This window comes from Pseudarthrobacter sp. LMD1-1-1.1, from assembly GCF_040676255.1.
Classification (GTDB): Bacteria; Actinomycetota; Actinomycetes; order Actinomycetales; family Micrococcaceae; genus Arthrobacter.
This window is the reverse complement of sequence record NZ_JBEGHP010000012.1, coordinates 1-13873: the sequence shown is the minus strand read 5'-3', so window position 1 is coordinate 13873 and position 13873 is coordinate 1. Positions and strand designations below refer to the sequence as shown.

The window sequence follows — 13873 nt, the reverse complement described above, 5'->3', positions numbered from 1 at the left end:
TTCCAAGAGAGAACAATGGCGTCCTCTTGAAAGGCCTTCCCATGCGCCTTCTGCAATGTGCACCGCTCGCGCTCGCTGCTGCGCTGCTCCCTCTCGCGGCTTGTGCGGAGGGGACCCCGGCGAATGGCGGTTCATCCCCGGGGTCCGCCGTCATTTCCACAGTGGCCCCGGACCCTGGCCGGGCAATAGTTCCCGCCGCCACATCTTCCCCGGTTCCCCCAGGGCCGGACGCCTTCACCTTTCCCGATGGCCGGCTGTCCTTCAGCCACCCGGCGGACTGGACGGTGGAGCTTTTCGAGCCGTCGAAAACTCCGTATGTGGGAACGGCCACGGTTCACGATGCCGAAGGAAGCAGCCGCATCAACATCTACTACGGTCAAATCGCCGACGTCGTCGCCGGCTCTGCCACCCGGACCGTCATCGAAACAGGCCCTGTCCTGGGCCTCCGGGACCATTCTGTTCCCACGCCGCATGCGTCGTTCTTTGTAGACCGCAGTGAAGGCGCCGCAAGATACCGCATGGAACTCACGGCTGGATTGCCTGTTTCCCCGGACGGACAGGTGCGGGAAGGTCCGGTACTGCTTGGCGACCGGGTCTTGAGCGCGGACGTCCTGTTCGATGCGCAGCCGTTCACCAACGATGACGCGGCGAAGGCCTGGTACTGGGGCGCCGAAGGCCAGGCGCTGAAGGCTGTGCTGATGAGCTTCTCCTACCGCTGACCGGCAGGCAGGGAAGTCCCGCTCACGGCCGTGAACGGGACTTCCCCCGCCTGACGTCCTACTTGGCCTGAACGCGCGCCAGGAACTGCGCCGTGCGGTCCTGAAGCCCCTTGATCTGGCGTTCCACCACGGCTGCGGGATCTGGATTGATCTCATTGACAGGCGGCTCCCTGCGGACGTTGCCGCAGCACACGAAGTCGGCGCAGATCAGGGTGCCGACGGTGTTGCCGTTCCGCCCGGACTGGCCCGCCCGCTTGGCGACCCACAACAAGACGTCCTCCTTGGACAACACATCCCGGCAGAGCTCACACAGCACCGACCGGTTCTTTTTGGCCCCTCCTTCGGGTGCCCGGAGCATGATCCCGGTGAGGCCCTTTTGCCCTGGGACCACGAGGTAGCCGCGCAGCGGCATCTTCTCGTCCCGCCAGCCGAGGAACTCCAGGCTGCCCCAGTCGAGGGATTCGAAGTTTTTGGGCAGGGTGAGCTTTGCAGCTTCCGAGCGGCTGGCGTTGACGAAGGATGAACGGATTTGCTGGGACGTGACTGATTGCATGGCTGAAACTTTCGTGACGGTGGGCAGCCCGGAGCCGGGCCAGGGGTAACGGGGGAGTCAGTCAGTCTCCGCGGTGCAGGCCAAAGCGGCCACCCCGCTCTCCACGGCAGCGGCGGCCCAGTTGGTCCTCTGCGTGCGCATCGTTCCCGTTGTCCTTTTCCTGTTCAGCCGTCCGGTGTCTCAAAAGCCGGACCAGCAAGGGCCATCCTGCCAAAGGATGCGGGTCCTGTCCAAGCAGCCAATCGCAGAATGTGGTTTTCGTCACGATGGCGGATTAGGTGATAAAAGTGTTGCGTAATGCTGATTTACATAGGTTAGCCTTACTTAAGTTTTGATCAGTCCGATTCAAGGAGCCCCGTGTCGTTCCCCCTCTTTCCCGGCCCAGCGCCCACCCGCCGAACGCTGCTTTCCTCGGCCGGAAAGGCTGCCGCAGTGCTGGCTGCGGCGGCCTTCACGCTGTCGGCGTGCAGCACAGGTCCCGCCACCACCGTTGCGGATGCCGGCAGTTCCAGCAGCAGCACCGCGTTCCCGGTCACCATCGAGCACGTGTACGGCAGGACCACCATCGAGAAGCAGCCCACCCGGGTTGCCACCGTTTCCTGGGTGAACGACGACGTCGCCATCGCGCTGGGCGTGGTTCCGGTGGGCGTCCCCAGGAACGAGTGGGGCGGCAATGACAAGGGCTCCACCCCCTGGAAGGACGCCGCGCTGGAAAAACTGGGCGCGGGCTTCGGTTCGGCCAAGGCTCCCGCCCAGTACTCGGAAGCGGACGGGATCAACTTCACGGAGATTGCCAAGCTCAGCCCGGACGTCATCCTCGCCGCCTACTCGGGCCTGACGGAAGAGGACTACAAGAAACTCAGCGAAATTGCCCCCGTGGTGGCTCACCCGGACGTCGCCTACGGAACCTCCTGGCAGGACGCCACCACCATCATCGGCAAGGCCCTGGGCAAGGACGTCGAAGCCGCCACTCTGGTTTCTGACACCGAGTCGACGGTCAAGGACAAGGTGGCCCAGTACCCGCAGATCCAAGGAAGGAGCTTCATCTACGGCAACCTGGAGCCCGCCAAGGGCGACGGCGTGAACGTCTACACCGCCAACGACAACCGCCCCCGCTTCCTCAGCGAGATCGGCATGACCCTCGCCCCGGTGGTGGCGGACAACTCCAAGGGCTCCAAGGAGTTCTACATTCCGTGGTCCGCCGAAAAAGCCAATGAACTGCAGTCGGACATCTTCGTCACCTGGGTTCCGGATGCCTCCACAACCGACGCCATCAAGGCGGACCCGCTCCTCGGCCAGATCCCGGCCATCAAGAATGGTGCCCTGGTGGCCGATTCGGACAACACGCTGACCCTGTCCATCTCGGCATCGTCGCCGCTGAGCCTGCCGTGGTCCCTGGACACGTTCCTCCCGCAGCTGGCCACAGCAGCGGACGCAGTGAAGTAGGCGCACCTCCATGAGTACGACGACGGCGCATCCGGCAGCAGACAACGGCACCAAGGTGCCGGCCACCGCAGTCCCCGGCACCGTCCGGGGCGATGCTCAGGGAAGGAAACCTGCCGCCTGGCTGCCGGCCGCCGTCGTCGTGCTGGTGCTCCTGGCCGGCACATCGCTGGCGGTGGGCGCCCGTGACGTTCCCCTCGGCACTGTGTGGCAGGCGCTCACAGCGTTCGATCCCGCAAACGGCGACCACGCCGTGGTGCACGCCCGCATCCCGCGGACCGTCCTGGGCCTGCTGGCCGGCGGTGCGCTGGGCCTGGCCGGTGCGGCGATGCAGGGTGTTGCCCGCAATCCCCTGGCCGATCCCGGCATCATCGGTGTCAACGCCGGGGCTGCCCTGGCGGTAGTGGCCGGAATCTACCTGTTCGACGTCACCACCTTCACCGGCTACATCTGGTTCGCGTTCACCGGGGCCGCCGCGGCCGCCGTCGTGGTGTACCTCATCGCCTCGCTGGGCCGGGAGGGTGCAACGCCGGTGAAGCTCGCGCTGGCGGGAGCAGCATTGAGCGCCGGGCTGTCATCGCTCATGAACGTCATCTTGGTCTCCAGCCAGGACACCCTCGACCGGTTCCGCTTCTGGCAGGTGGGCGGCATCGCGGGCCGTGACTGGCCGGTACTCCTGCCGGGTTTGCCGTTCCTGGCGGCGGGTGCGCTGGTTGTGCTGCTGGCCGGGCGGACCCTCAACAGCCTTGCCCTGGGGGACGACGTTGCCCGCGGGCTGGGCCAACGGGTGGGCCTGTCCCGGGCCGTGGTGGCCCTGGGGGTGGTCCTGCTGTGCGGCACGGCCACCGCGCTGGCAGGGCCCATCAGCTTCGTCGGCCTGGTGATCCCGCATGCGGTCCGCTTCCTCACCGGCCCGGACTACCGCTGGATCCTGCCGTTGTCCCTGGTGGCCGCCCCGGCGCTGCTGCTGGGCGCGGACATTGTGGGCCGGGTGGTGCTGCTTCCCGGTGAAATCCCGGCGGGCATTATGACCGCCCTGATCGGCGCCCCCGTATTCGTGTGGCTGGTCCGCCGCGGGAAGGGGGCAGGCCTGTGACCGGCGTTGCGCTATCAGATATGGCTGCCAAAACCGGTCCTAAAGGACCAAAAGTGATGGAGCAGCGCGGGGGACGGAGGCGGCTGCACCGGACCGCGGTGCTGGCTGCCGCCGTCGTGCTTCTGTTCTTCGCATCCGTCCTGCTGGGCAGCTACACGGTGACCATCGCGGATTTCTTCACCATCGTCATCAACCACCTCACCGGCGGCGTGAAGATTCCGGGCGCCAGCTTCATCGTGATGGAGAACAAGCTTCCCCGTGCGGTCATCGGCACCCTGATCGGGATCGCGTTCGGCCTGGCCGGCGGCCTGTTCCAGACCATGCTGCGGAACCCCCTCGCCAGCCCGGACGTCATCGGCATCAGCTCGGGAGCCAGCGCGGCCGCGGTTGTTGCGATCGTTGTTTTCGGCGCGTCCGGTGCCGCGGTGTCCGGGGCGGCGCTGGCGGGTGCCCTGGCCGTGGCGGCCCTGATTTACGCGATCTCTCGCGGCGCCCGCCGAACCGGCAGGGGAACCGCTGCCGGAAACAGGCTGGTCCTGGCCGGTGTGGGGACCGCGGCCGCCCTCCAGGCCGTGGTCAGCTTCCTCATGACCCGGGCCGACATCCGCACCGCCGCCGACGCCCTGGTCTGGCTGAACGGATCCCTGAACTCCGCCAACTGGGACCGCGCCGGGATCCTCTTCCTTGCGCTCGCCGCCCTGGTTCCCGCCACCGGGCTTATCGCCGGGCCGCTGCGAATCCTGGAACTGGGGGATGACGCAGCGGCCGGGCTGGGCGTCCGGGTCAACACCGCGCGCCTGGCACTGGTGGTCGTCGCGGTATCGCTGGCAGCAGTGGCGACGGCGGCTGCCGGACCGGTCTCGTTCGTCGCCTTCCTGGCCGGTCCCATCGCCCGCCGCTTCACAGGCAAAGCCAGCCTGCCGGCGTCGGCCATGGTGGGCGCCCTGATTGTCCTGGCGGCCGACTACTTCGCCGCCAACCTGGCCCCCTTGTTTTTGGGCGGCACAGTGCTCCCGGTGGGCGTGGTCACCGGCGCGCTCGGCGCCCCGTTCCTGCTGTGGCTCCTGGTCACGGCCAACCGAAAGGATGCCTGACGTGGCAGTTCTCCAAGCCAAGGACCTGACCCTCAGCTACCACCAGCGCTGCGTGGTGGACGGCCTCAGCGTCCGGATTCCCGAAGGTAGGGTGACCATGATCGTGGGCGCCAACGCCTGCGGAAAGTCGACCCTGCTCCGAGGCCTGTCCCGGCTCCTTAAACCTGAGCGCGGCGCCGTGACCCTGGACGGCAAGGACATCCATTCCCGCCCGGCGCGCGCACTGGCCCGCGCCCTGGGCCTGCTGCCCCAGCACCCCAGCGCCCCGGACGGGATCACCGTCCGCGACCTGGTGGGGCGGGGACGCTACCCGCACCAGGGCTTCTTCCGCAGCTGGAGTGTCAAGGACGACGCCGCGGTGCAGCGCGCGCTGGAAGCCACCGGAACGCTGGAGCTCGCCGGGCGGGACGTTGACGAACTGTCCGGCGGCCAGCGGCAGCGGGCCTGGATCGCCATGGCCCTTGCCCAGGAAACCGACGTCCTGCTGCTGGACGAACCCACCACCTACCTGGACCTGGCCCACCAGGTGGAGGTCCTGGACCTGGTGACGGACCTGAACCGCACGCGCGGCACCACCGTGGCCATCGTCCTGCACGACCTCAACCTGGCCGCCCGCTACGCGGACCACGTCATCGCCATGAAGGACGGCGCCGTGGCGGCCTTGGGCTCCCCGCAGGACGTGGTGACGGAGGACTTGGTCAAAGACGTCTTCGGCCTGGAGAGCCGCGTCATCCCGGACCCCGTCTCCGGTACCCCGCTGATCCTTCCCATCGGCCGCCACCACGCCACAACCACCGAACTGGAGCTCGTTTCATGAAGACCCGGGAAAGCGCCGCAACCCAGCCGGCAACCCAGCCGATGAGCCTTGCCTTCGAGGTGACCGTCTCAGCTGTCCAGCAACTGAGCCCCACGTTCCGCAGGATCACCTTCGGCGGCTACTCCTTGCGTGACTTCGGCGTCCACGGCCACACCCTGGACCTGCGGGTGAAGCTCGTCATTCCATCGCAGGCCCCCGACGGGTCGGTCCTGCCGGTCCCCGCCTTCGACACCGCCCACGCCGGCTGGTACCGGGACTGGTTGGCCATGGACCCGGCCGTGCGCGGCTCCATGCGCACCTATACGGTCCGGGAGGCGCGGCTGGATGCGGTGTACCCCGAGATCGACGTCGACTTCGTGATGCACGCCGACGAGGATGGGCACGCCGGGCCGGCAGCGGACTGGGCATCCAAGGCCAAACCCGGCGACCCGCTCACCCTCATCGGCCCGAACAACCGCGCCGCGCACTGCGTCACCGCCGAAACCTATTCCGGTATCGAGTGGCGCCCCGGCATGGCCCAGCGCGTCCTGCTCGCCGGCGACGAAACCGCCGTCCCCGCCATCTCCGCGATCCTGGAAACGCTCCCGCCATACATGAGTGGCCACGCCCTCCTAGAAGTCCCGCAGGCAGGCGACTTCCTGGAACTCAGCTCCCCGGCGGACATCGAAATCACCTGGCTCGCCCGCGGCGCCGCCATCGGGCGGTCCCGGCCACACGGGCAGCTGCTGCATGAGGCCGTGCGCAAAGCCGTCCCCGTGCCGGGCTGGGTGGGCATCACGGCGGACGACGGCGGCGCCGGGCCTGAGCCCGATGACGTCAACGTGGATGAAGACATCCTGTGGGAGACGCCCGGGCGCCTGGAATCCTCCGTTATCAGCGGCTCCAGGAACCCGCACCTGCCCGCCGGCGCCCTGCCCTTCTACGCTTGGATGGCGGGCGAAGCAGGGGTCATCAAGGAACTGCGGCGGTACCTTGTCCGGGACGTGGGCATCGACCGGAAACAGGTGGCGTTCATGGGGTACTGGCGGCAGGGCAAAGCCGAAGGCTAGCCAAACGCCCCATCAGATCCTCCCGGCTTTTCCGGGACGCCCCATCAGATCCTGCCGGTATTTCCGGGACGCGCCATCACTTACTGTTCATCCCGGAGTCGTGATTCCTTTGACTTGTCCCGGTACTTTCGTGGCGTGCCCTCTGATCCCTTGCTTCCTGACTCCGGGCGGCGGGTGTTTGTTGCCCTTGGGGATTCCTTTACCGAAGGGGTGGGGGATCGGGATGAGCGGCTGCCCAACGGGGTGCGGGGGTGGGCCGACCGGGTGGCCGAGAAACTCGCCAAGGCGCAGCCAGGGTGGAAATATGCCAACCTGGCCATCAGGAGCAAACGACTGCGGCACATCGTCGACGAACAGCTGGAACCGGCGCTGCAGATGCGGCCAACGCTTGTCACGCTCTACGCCGGCGGCAACGACATCCTGGACCTGAAGACCGACATGCCGGCGCTCATGGCGGACTACGAACAGCTGGTGGCCCGGCTGGCCGGTACCGGGGCCACGCTGGTCCTCTTCACGGGGTTCGACGTCAAGGTGTCCGCTCTGCTGGAGCCACTGAAGAAGCGCAACACCTATTACAACCAGCGGGTCCGGGACATCGCGGATAAATACGGGGCCGTGCTGGTGGACTACTGGTGCCTGGACGCCTTCCACGACCGGCGGATGTGGGACTCGGACCGGCTTCACATGTCCAAAGCCGGGCACAAATACCTTGCCGGGCAGGTGCTGGACCAGCTGGGCGTGCCGCACAAGATCAAACCCAGGGACTGGGAACCACCCGCCCGGCCCGGCCTGCGCGAGTGGGAGCGGCGCCAGCGCCGCTGGGTCCACGACTGGGTCCTGCCGCTCTTCGGCCGCAAGCTCCGTGGGGTCACGCTGGGGGACACCCTCACCCCGCGCTGGCCCCAGCCGGTGAAGGTTCCGCGGAAGGGCGGGTTGAAGAAGCTCGCCGCCGGAACGTCCGACGCCGGCAGCATACCTTCGGGAAGCAGCCCGCCTTAGGGTGCGGGCTGGGGAGGGGTGTCCAGCAGGATTTCGTAGCCCGGGGCCACCCGGCCTGCATGGAATTCCATGACTTCGAAGTCGGCAACCCCGTTGGTGTAGAACGGATCCTGCGCCAGGCTCGCGTCCAGGGTTTCCCGTTCGGCCTGCGACAGCAGCAACCCGCCGGTGCGCGGAATCTTGCGTCCGGCGGCGATGAACACGCCGTCGTCGAACGCCTTTTGCAGCCAGACAATGTGGGCGTCGTTGTGGAAGTCGACGATCTCCTGGGGCACGCGGTAGGTGAGGGAGACAACATACATGGGGCAAGCCTACCGGCGCCGCACCAGCTACTTGAAGGATCAATCGTAGAATAGGGAACATGACCGAACCCCGCTGGCTCAACGCTGACGAACGCCGCGCCTGGCTGGCGCTGGTAAGCATCAATACGCTGCTGCCTGCCGCCCTGGACACCAAGCTGCACGCCGCGGGAAAACTGTCCCTGTTCGATTACACCGTCCTGGCCATGCTGTCCGAAGCCGAGGACCGGTTCCTGCCCATGAGCGAGCTCGCAGCCCGCACCAGCGCCTCCCTGTCCCGCCTCTCACACGTGGTGACAAAACTTCAGAAGCGCGGCTGGGTGGAACGCCGCCCGCACCCCCACGACGCCAGGGTGACCACGGCGCACCTCACCGAGGAAGGCATGGCCACGATTGTCGGCCTGGCCCCGGCGCATGTTGAGGACGTCCGTGACCTGTTCCTCGATGCGCTGACCGAGCAGGATGTCCTGGACCTGGCGCGGATCGGTGAAAAAGTGGTGGGACGCCTGGACTCGGACCACTGGATCCTGCGCGAAACCCAGGCCTGACCCGAGAGCATCCCCGGCGATTGGTTGCTTCCGGCAACGGGTGGCAAACTAACCGCATGGATTTCACTTCCCGGTTTGTGGCACTCGGTGACTCTTTCACCGAAGGCGTCGGTGACGACGACCCGGCACGTCCCAACGGTGTCCGCGGATGGGCCGACCGTGTGGCGGAACAGCTCTGCGCCGCGGACCCGGACTTCGGCTACGCCAACCTGGCCATCCGTGGCAGGAAGCTCCGCCAGATCCTGGCTGAGCAGGTGGACGCCGCCGTCGAACTCAACCCCACCCTGGTGAGCATCTACGCCGGCGCCAATGACATCCTCCGCCCGCGCGTGGACATCGATGATCTCCTCGTGGAATACAACGACGCCGTGGCGAAGCTCGCTGCCACCGGCGCCATCGTGGTGATGTTCACGGGCTTCGACGCCCGGGGTTCGAAGGTATTCGGCACCATGCGCGGCCGCACCGCCATTTACAACGAACTGGTCCGCGGGATCGCCGGGGACCACGGCGCCCTGCTGGTGGACTACTGGCGCTTCAGCGAGTACTACGACTGGGGCATGTGGGCCCACGACCGGATGCACATGTCCGCCGCCGGCCACGCGAACATGGCCAAGCGCGTGCTTGAGGTCCTCAAATATGACCACTCCATTGACGTCCCGCCCATGACTCCGGTGCCGGAACTGAGCGGGGCCGACGCCATCCGTGCCAACGCCCAGTGGTTCCGCGAATACGCGGCGCCGTGGGTGGTCCGCCGCGTCACCGGGAAATCCTCCGGGGACAACCTGCAGGCCAAGTACCCCCAGCTCACGCGGCTGTAGCGCGGGTCCCGGCTGCGCCTCTCCTACCCCGGCTGGAACGCCGGAGTCGCCAGCATGGAGCCGTCCGCCCGGATGGCCAGCACGGCAACGTCCCAGTTGTCCGCGGCACGGTCCAGCATCCGTGTCCCGCCGGCAACGATCGCCGTGGCCAGGACGTCGGCGGTGACAATATCCCCGGCGGCAACGGTGACCTGGACAAACCCGTCGTCACCGGCCCCGCTTCCCACCCGCCAGATGTGCTCGCCGCGTTCAGCGGAGCCGGAGGTGGCCATCGCGCTGTGCCGGCTGTTGCCGCCCAGCGGATATCCGGTGATGAGGGTCAGTCGGTCGGCAGGGTCCACCACGCCGGCTTTCCAGGCTTCACCGCTGCCGGGCGTAGGTGAGCCGCTGACCAGCACATCGCCACCTGCATTGAGGCACCAATCGCGCCGCCCCAAGGCCAGGAGCGAGGTTCCCGCCTCCCGGATTGCGTGGCCCTTGATAATCCCGGACAGGTCCAGCACGCCGTCGGGCCTTTCGGGGGTGAACGCGCCCTCCGTGCGCAGGCGCCATTCATGCGCCTCGGCGTACCGCTCGCGCATCTGCGCCGAGGCGTGGGGCAGCGTCAGTTCACCGCGCGCCAGCCTGCTGGCTTCCGAATCGGGGCGGTACAGGCTGAACGTTTCGTCCAGGTCCCGGAACAGGCGTTCGACGACGGCGGTGGCGGCTGCGAGTTCGTCGAGCCCCGGCTGCCCTTCCGCGGGGGAGCCCACCGGCAGTGTCAGGCCGATGACCGTTCCCATGCATTCAAAGGTGCGGGCCTTCAGGGCGGTGCCTGCCGTGGCGGGCAGGGGGTTAGAGGTTTGCTGCATCGAGGGCTGCCTGGAGTGAGGTGAGGTAGGCGTCGCTGGTGATGGTGGCGCCGCTGACGGTCTGGACATTGGCAGACTGCGCCGCCAGGACCTTGCTGCGGAGCAGGGGTGCCGCGCGGTTGCTGATCTGGATGGATTTGCCGTCCGTATTGGTCAGCTGCAGCGCCGTGACATCGGTGATCTTCCCGTTCGCCACCGTGATCTGGACCTGCACGGGGCCAAACCGGGTCTGGACGGTGTTGCCCTTGTAGGTGCCGGACGCGGAGGAATTGGACGAACTGGAGGATCCGGAGCTTGCGGACCCGGAGGAACCTGTGGTGCCTGACGAGCTGGAGGACCCGGAGGAACCTGCGGTGCCCGATGAGCTGGAGGACCCGGCCGACCCGGACGAACCCGTCCCCGACGCTCCCGTGCCGGTGGCACCCGTGGTGCCGGTCGCCGTCGTACTTGATGCGACGGTGCTGATGCCGCCCGCCTGCGTGCCTGTCTGCCAGCCCGCCAGGAGGATCCCGGCGGAGGCCAAAGCTGCTGCGACTGTTCCGCGAATTTTCACCAGTCAAACCTTTCGTGATGGATCTGTTCCTCGGGGACGCCGGCCTTCCCGGCATCCGCAATGACATTGGCCGCCCACGCCGCCGGGCCGCAGACGTAGACGTCCGCATCCCTGATGTCCGGCACATAGGAGGTAAGGCTGTAGCCGTTGCGCACCGAGTCCTCGGGAAGCCAGGTGGACCCGCCATGGCCCCGCGGTCCGGTGAGGTGGAAGAGCCGGGCCCCGCGCGCCTGGCAGAGGTCAAGGATTTCGGTGCCCAGGTAAAGCTCCTTGTCAGTGTGGCCGCGGAGCAGGACCGTGGCCTCGCCTGGAGCGAACGGGGTGGTCTCCAACAGCGCGCGCAGGGGAGTGATGCCGATGCCGGCGCCGATCATCACCACCTTGTTCTTCGTCCGGGCTGCCGTGCTGAGCAATCCGTAGGGACCCTCCAGGGCCACCTTGGTGCCCTTCCGCAGCCGGAGCAGCTGGGCGGAGCCGTCGCCGAGGTTCCGGACGGTGACCCGCAGCGTCCCCTGGCCGTCCCGGCCGTTGACCACGGGCTCCGCGGACAGGCTGAACGGGTGGGGGTGCCACCACATGCCCGGAACCAGGAAGCGCCAGATGAAGAAGCGTCCGCCCGTCCCCGCCAGCTGGTCCAGCTTCCGTCCCCGCATGACGATGTTCACCACGCCCGGAGCCACGGCCTCCACGCGGGCCACCGTCAGTTGGTGGCGCGCGGTGGCCAGAACCGGCTCAAGGATGCGGAAGTACACCAGGGCACTGCCGGTGTAGATGCAGATGGCGAGCCAGTACCACCGCTGCCAGGTGCCGGCCGCAAAGAGGCCGCCCACGCTGAACTGGTGCGGGATTGACGTTGCCACCGCGGCATAGGTCAGCAGGTGGACCACGTACCAGAACTCGTACGGGAAGCGCCGGCGCACAGCCACCAGGGACGTCACCACGACGGCGATGAACAGGGCCATGGAGACGAACGCCAGCCACATGTCGGGGACCTGCACCCACAGGTTGATGGATTCGCTGACCGGGTCCAGTCCCTCCGCCATGCCGTACCCGATGACCAGCAGGAGGCCGTGTGCCAACAGGAGGTAAAGGGAGGGCTTGCCCAGTTTGCCGTGGAATTCCAGGGCCCGGTCGTGGCCGAAGGTGCGGTCGATGAACGGGATCCTCGCGGCCAGGAGCAGCATCAGCAGGACCAGGTCCATGCCCGCCAGGCCGGCCACGATCCCCGCCGCCGTGAACAGCGAGGCGGGCGAGGTGATGTTGGTGGCCCCGCCGTCTGCCAGCCACAAGGCGATGGCGGCAGCCACGGATGCCCAGGAAATGACGGTCAGGAAGTCCGTCCGCAGCATGCGCCGGCGGTACTGGCGGGCGAACCAGCCGCGGGCGGGTATCTTCGGTGGTGAGAGCTCCGGGCGGCCGGAGCTGCTTGCGGCCGGTGATGCCGGCAGGAGCTGTGTGTTCATGCATCAAACATGCTTGGGGAAGCTATGTCCCTGCTGTGAAAAGGGGCCACCGACTGCTGTGACCTTTCAACAGGGGCAAGCCCTTATACACCCGATTGGTCTTTAATTGCGTCAACTCGTAGACTTGGTAGGCGCTAAGTGCGCGGAGCGTGCGCAATTGCTCCGGTTGCCCGGTAATTTTCTCCAGGGTGGTCGGTAGTTAGGGGCTCAAGTTGCGTAACTAACCGTTGCCCGTACATTCTGTGGGTCGCACTTGGCAGCATGGTCCAGCAGCAGATATGCGGATCATTACTTTCAATTCTTGAGGAGAAGTCATGGCAGCACACTGCCAAGTGACCGGGGCCGAGCCGGGCTTTGGGCACAGCATTTCGCACTCGCACCGCCGCAACAAGCGTCGGTTCGATCCGAACATCCAGAAGAAGCGCTACTGGGTTCCGTCCCTGCGCCGTAACGTCACGCTGCAGGTTTCTGCACGTGGCATCAAGACCATCGACGTGCGCGGTATCGACGCAGTCGTCGCCGACATTCTGGCTCGTGGGGTGAAGCTCTAGTGGCTAAGGACAAGGACGTACGTCCGATCATCAAGCTCAAGTCGACCGCGGGCACGGGTTACACCTACGTAACCCGCAAGAACCGTCGTAACGACCCGGACCGCATGGTCCTGAAGAAGTACGACCCCAAGATCCGCCAGCACGTCGAATTCCGAGAGGAGCGCTAAACATGGCTAAGAAGTCCAAGATTGCTCGCAACGAGCAGCGCAAGGTCATCGTTGAGCGTTACGCTGCCAAGCGCCTCGAACTGAAGAAGACCCTGGTTGACGAAAACGCAACCGACGAAGCACGCGAAGCAGCCCGCCTGGGCCTGCAGAAGCTGCCCCGCAACGCGTCCCCGATCCGTCTGCGCAACCGCGACATCATCGACGGCCGCCCCCGTGGCACCTTCCAGAAGTTCGGTATCTCCCGTGTTCGCTTCCGCGACATGGCTCACCGCGGTGAGCTCCCGGGCATCACCAAGTCTTCCTGGTAATCCAGCACCGCTGATTCCAGCTGCTTGAGAAGGGCCGGCAACCTTACGGTTGCCGGCCCTTCTGCGTTTAACCCATTGCTTGTTCAGCGGCCGGCCCTGCCAGGAAACACCTGTGCGGCAGCACACAGCGGCAGAATGACGACGACGGCAGGTTGCGTAGGCGCTCCACCCCGGGTTTCGCCGCGGAATACCGGGGATTTCCGGCCTCCGAAGGGCCGGTTTGCGATGGGGCCGGTGTGCGTGTATTGTTTTCTAAGTCGCCGCGGGGGAGACAGTGAAGAACTGTTCACCGGGTGGCCAAAACCCCCAATTCAAAGCCAGAATCTGGTTGCTCTTTAGGGCGCTGGAAATCGGTATGGGGCGGTCTTCAATTCGATGGGAATCCTGAAAGATGGATTTGCTTCGGAGGTGGGGATCGGGTAAGTTTGAAAAGTTGCTCCGGAGCGATCCTGAACGTTGGTTTGGGTGGTGCCGGGTGTGTCTGTTGTTTGAGAACTCAATAGTGTGCCAAGTTTGTTGATACCGATTATGTATGTAATTGGTTG

18 protein-coding genes are annotated in these 13873 nt (G+C 66.3%); 12 read left to right on the top strand and 6 right to left on the bottom strand.

Features of this window, described 5'->3' with window-relative positions; all coding sequences use genetic code 11:
* The first annotated feature begins 41 nt into the window (after positions 1-41).
* On the top strand, positions 42-719 hold the full coding sequence (locus tag MRBLMD1_RS05575; protein ID WP_364398081.1) for a hypothetical protein: 678 nt from the start codon (positions 42-44) through the stop codon (positions 717-719).
* A 58-nt stretch (positions 720-777) separates the two neighbouring features.
* On the opposite strand, the gene MRBLMD1_RS05570 is transcribed toward MRBLMD1_RS05575, so the two are convergent.
* Positions 778-1272, bottom strand: coding sequence for an FBP domain-containing protein (locus MRBLMD1_RS05570; protein WP_224023647.1), 495 nt, complete (start codon positions 1270-1272; stop codon positions 778-780).
* A gap of 357 nt (positions 1273-1629) precedes the next feature.
* Here MRBLMD1_RS05570 and MRBLMD1_RS05565 point away from each other — a divergent pair, with 357 nt between their 5' ends.
* The 6 genes from MRBLMD1_RS05565 to MRBLMD1_RS05540 all read left to right on the top strand — a co-directional run bounded on the left by MRBLMD1_RS05565 (position 1630) and on the right by MRBLMD1_RS05540 (position 7770).
* On the top strand, positions 1630-2718 hold the full coding sequence (locus MRBLMD1_RS05565; protein WP_364398078.1) for an iron-siderophore ABC transporter substrate-binding protein: 1089 nt from the start codon (positions 1630-1632) through the stop codon (positions 2716-2718).
* Between the two features lie 10 nt (positions 2719-2728).
* Positions 2729-3811: a FecCD family ABC transporter permease gene (locus tag MRBLMD1_RS05560; RefSeq protein ID WP_364398076.1), complete on the top strand. Its 1083-nt coding sequence runs from the start codon at positions 2729-2731 to the stop codon at positions 3809-3811.
* Positions 3812-3867: 56 nt separating this feature from the next.
* Entirely contained in the window at positions 3868-4905 is a 1038-nt protein-coding gene (locus MRBLMD1_RS05555; protein WP_364399294.1) for a FecCD family ABC transporter permease, read from the top strand.
* Position 4906: 1 nt separating this feature from the next.
* Positions 4907-5722 carry an ABC transporter ATP-binding protein gene (locus MRBLMD1_RS05550; protein WP_364398074.1) on the top strand — a complete coding sequence of 272 codons (816 nt, stop codon included), beginning with the start codon at positions 4907-4909 and terminating at the stop codon, positions 5720-5722.
* On the top strand, positions 5719-6771 hold the full coding sequence (locus MRBLMD1_RS05545; protein WP_364398072.1) for a siderophore-interacting protein: 1053 nt from the start codon (positions 5719-5721) through the stop codon (positions 6769-6771). Before MRBLMD1_RS05550 ends, MRBLMD1_RS05545 begins: the two co-directional genes overlap by 4 nt.
* Positions 6772-6906: 135 nt before the next feature.
* The gene (locus MRBLMD1_RS05540) at positions 6907-7770 is read left to right on the top strand and encodes an SGNH/GDSL hydrolase family protein (RefSeq protein ID WP_159629761.1); all 864 of its coding nucleotides are present in this window, start codon (positions 6907-6909) and stop codon (positions 7768-7770) included.
* Here the strand turns inward: MRBLMD1_RS05540 and MRBLMD1_RS05535 are convergent.
* Complete coding sequence (locus MRBLMD1_RS05535; protein ID WP_364398070.1) at positions 7767-8072, bottom strand: YciI family protein; 306 nt, start codon at positions 8070-8072, stop codon at positions 7767-7769. The genes MRBLMD1_RS05540 and MRBLMD1_RS05535 overlap by 4 nt on opposite strands.
* A gap of 59 nt (positions 8073-8131) precedes the next feature.
* Here MRBLMD1_RS05535 and MRBLMD1_RS05530 point away from each other — a divergent pair, with 59 nt between their 5' ends.
* A complete protein-coding gene (locus MRBLMD1_RS05530) occupies positions 8132-8617 on the top strand; it encodes a MarR family winged helix-turn-helix transcriptional regulator (RefSeq protein ID WP_159629765.1) in 486 nt (161 codons plus the stop codon).
* A gap of 56 nt (positions 8618-8673) precedes the next feature.
* Positions 8674-9435: an SGNH/GDSL hydrolase family protein gene (locus MRBLMD1_RS05525; RefSeq protein WP_364398067.1), complete on the top strand. Its 762-nt coding sequence runs from the start codon at positions 8674-8676 to the stop codon at positions 9433-9435.
* Positions 9436-9458: 23 nt separating this feature from the next.
* On the opposite strand, the gene MRBLMD1_RS05520 is transcribed toward MRBLMD1_RS05525, so the two are convergent.
* From MRBLMD1_RS05520 to MRBLMD1_RS05510, 3 genes are read right to left on the bottom strand one after another with little or no spacing between them, the layout of a single operon-like run.
* Entirely contained in the window at positions 9459-10286 is an 828-nt protein-coding gene (locus MRBLMD1_RS05520; RefSeq protein WP_364398065.1) for an FAD:protein FMN transferase, read from the bottom strand.
* Complete coding sequence (locus MRBLMD1_RS05515; RefSeq protein WP_364398063.1) at positions 10270-10839, bottom strand: FMN-binding protein; 570 nt, start codon at positions 10837-10839, stop codon at positions 10270-10272. The genes MRBLMD1_RS05520 and MRBLMD1_RS05515 overlap by 17 nt, the downstream gene beginning before the upstream one ends.
* Positions 10836-12302 carry a ferredoxin reductase family protein gene (locus MRBLMD1_RS05510; protein WP_364398061.1) on the bottom strand — a complete coding sequence of 489 codons (1467 nt, stop codon included), beginning with the start codon at positions 12300-12302 and terminating at the stop codon, positions 10836-10838. Before MRBLMD1_RS05510 ends, MRBLMD1_RS05515 begins: the two co-directional genes overlap by 4 nt.
* Positions 12303-12616: 314 nt before the next feature.
* Here MRBLMD1_RS05510 and rpmB point away from each other — a divergent pair, with 314 nt between their 5' ends.
* Genes rpmB through rpsN form a run of 3 tightly spaced genes read left to right on the top strand, consistent with a single transcriptional unit; the run spans position 12617 to position 13328 of the window.
* Positions 12617-12853, top strand: coding sequence for a 50S ribosomal protein L28 (rpmB, locus tag MRBLMD1_RS05505; RefSeq protein WP_018763944.1), 237 nt, complete (start codon positions 12617-12619; stop codon positions 12851-12853).
* Positions 12853-13020 (top strand): 50S ribosomal protein L33, encoded by a 168-nt coding sequence (rpmG, locus tag MRBLMD1_RS05500; RefSeq protein ID WP_013602737.1) that lies wholly within the window; start codon positions 12853-12855, stop codon positions 13018-13020. Before rpmB ends, rpmG begins: the two co-directional genes overlap by 1 nt.
* 2 nt (positions 13021-13022) lie before the next feature.
* Positions 13023-13328, top strand: coding sequence for a 30S ribosomal protein S14 (gene rpsN / locus MRBLMD1_RS05495; RefSeq protein WP_015938870.1), 306 nt, complete (start codon positions 13023-13025; stop codon positions 13326-13328).
* A gap of 335 nt (positions 13329-13663) precedes the next feature.
* Here the strand turns inward: rpsN and MRBLMD1_RS05490 are convergent.
* The coding region (locus MRBLMD1_RS05490) for a hypothetical protein (protein ID WP_364398059.1) at positions 13664-13873 on the bottom strand (210 nt) is incomplete at its 5' end.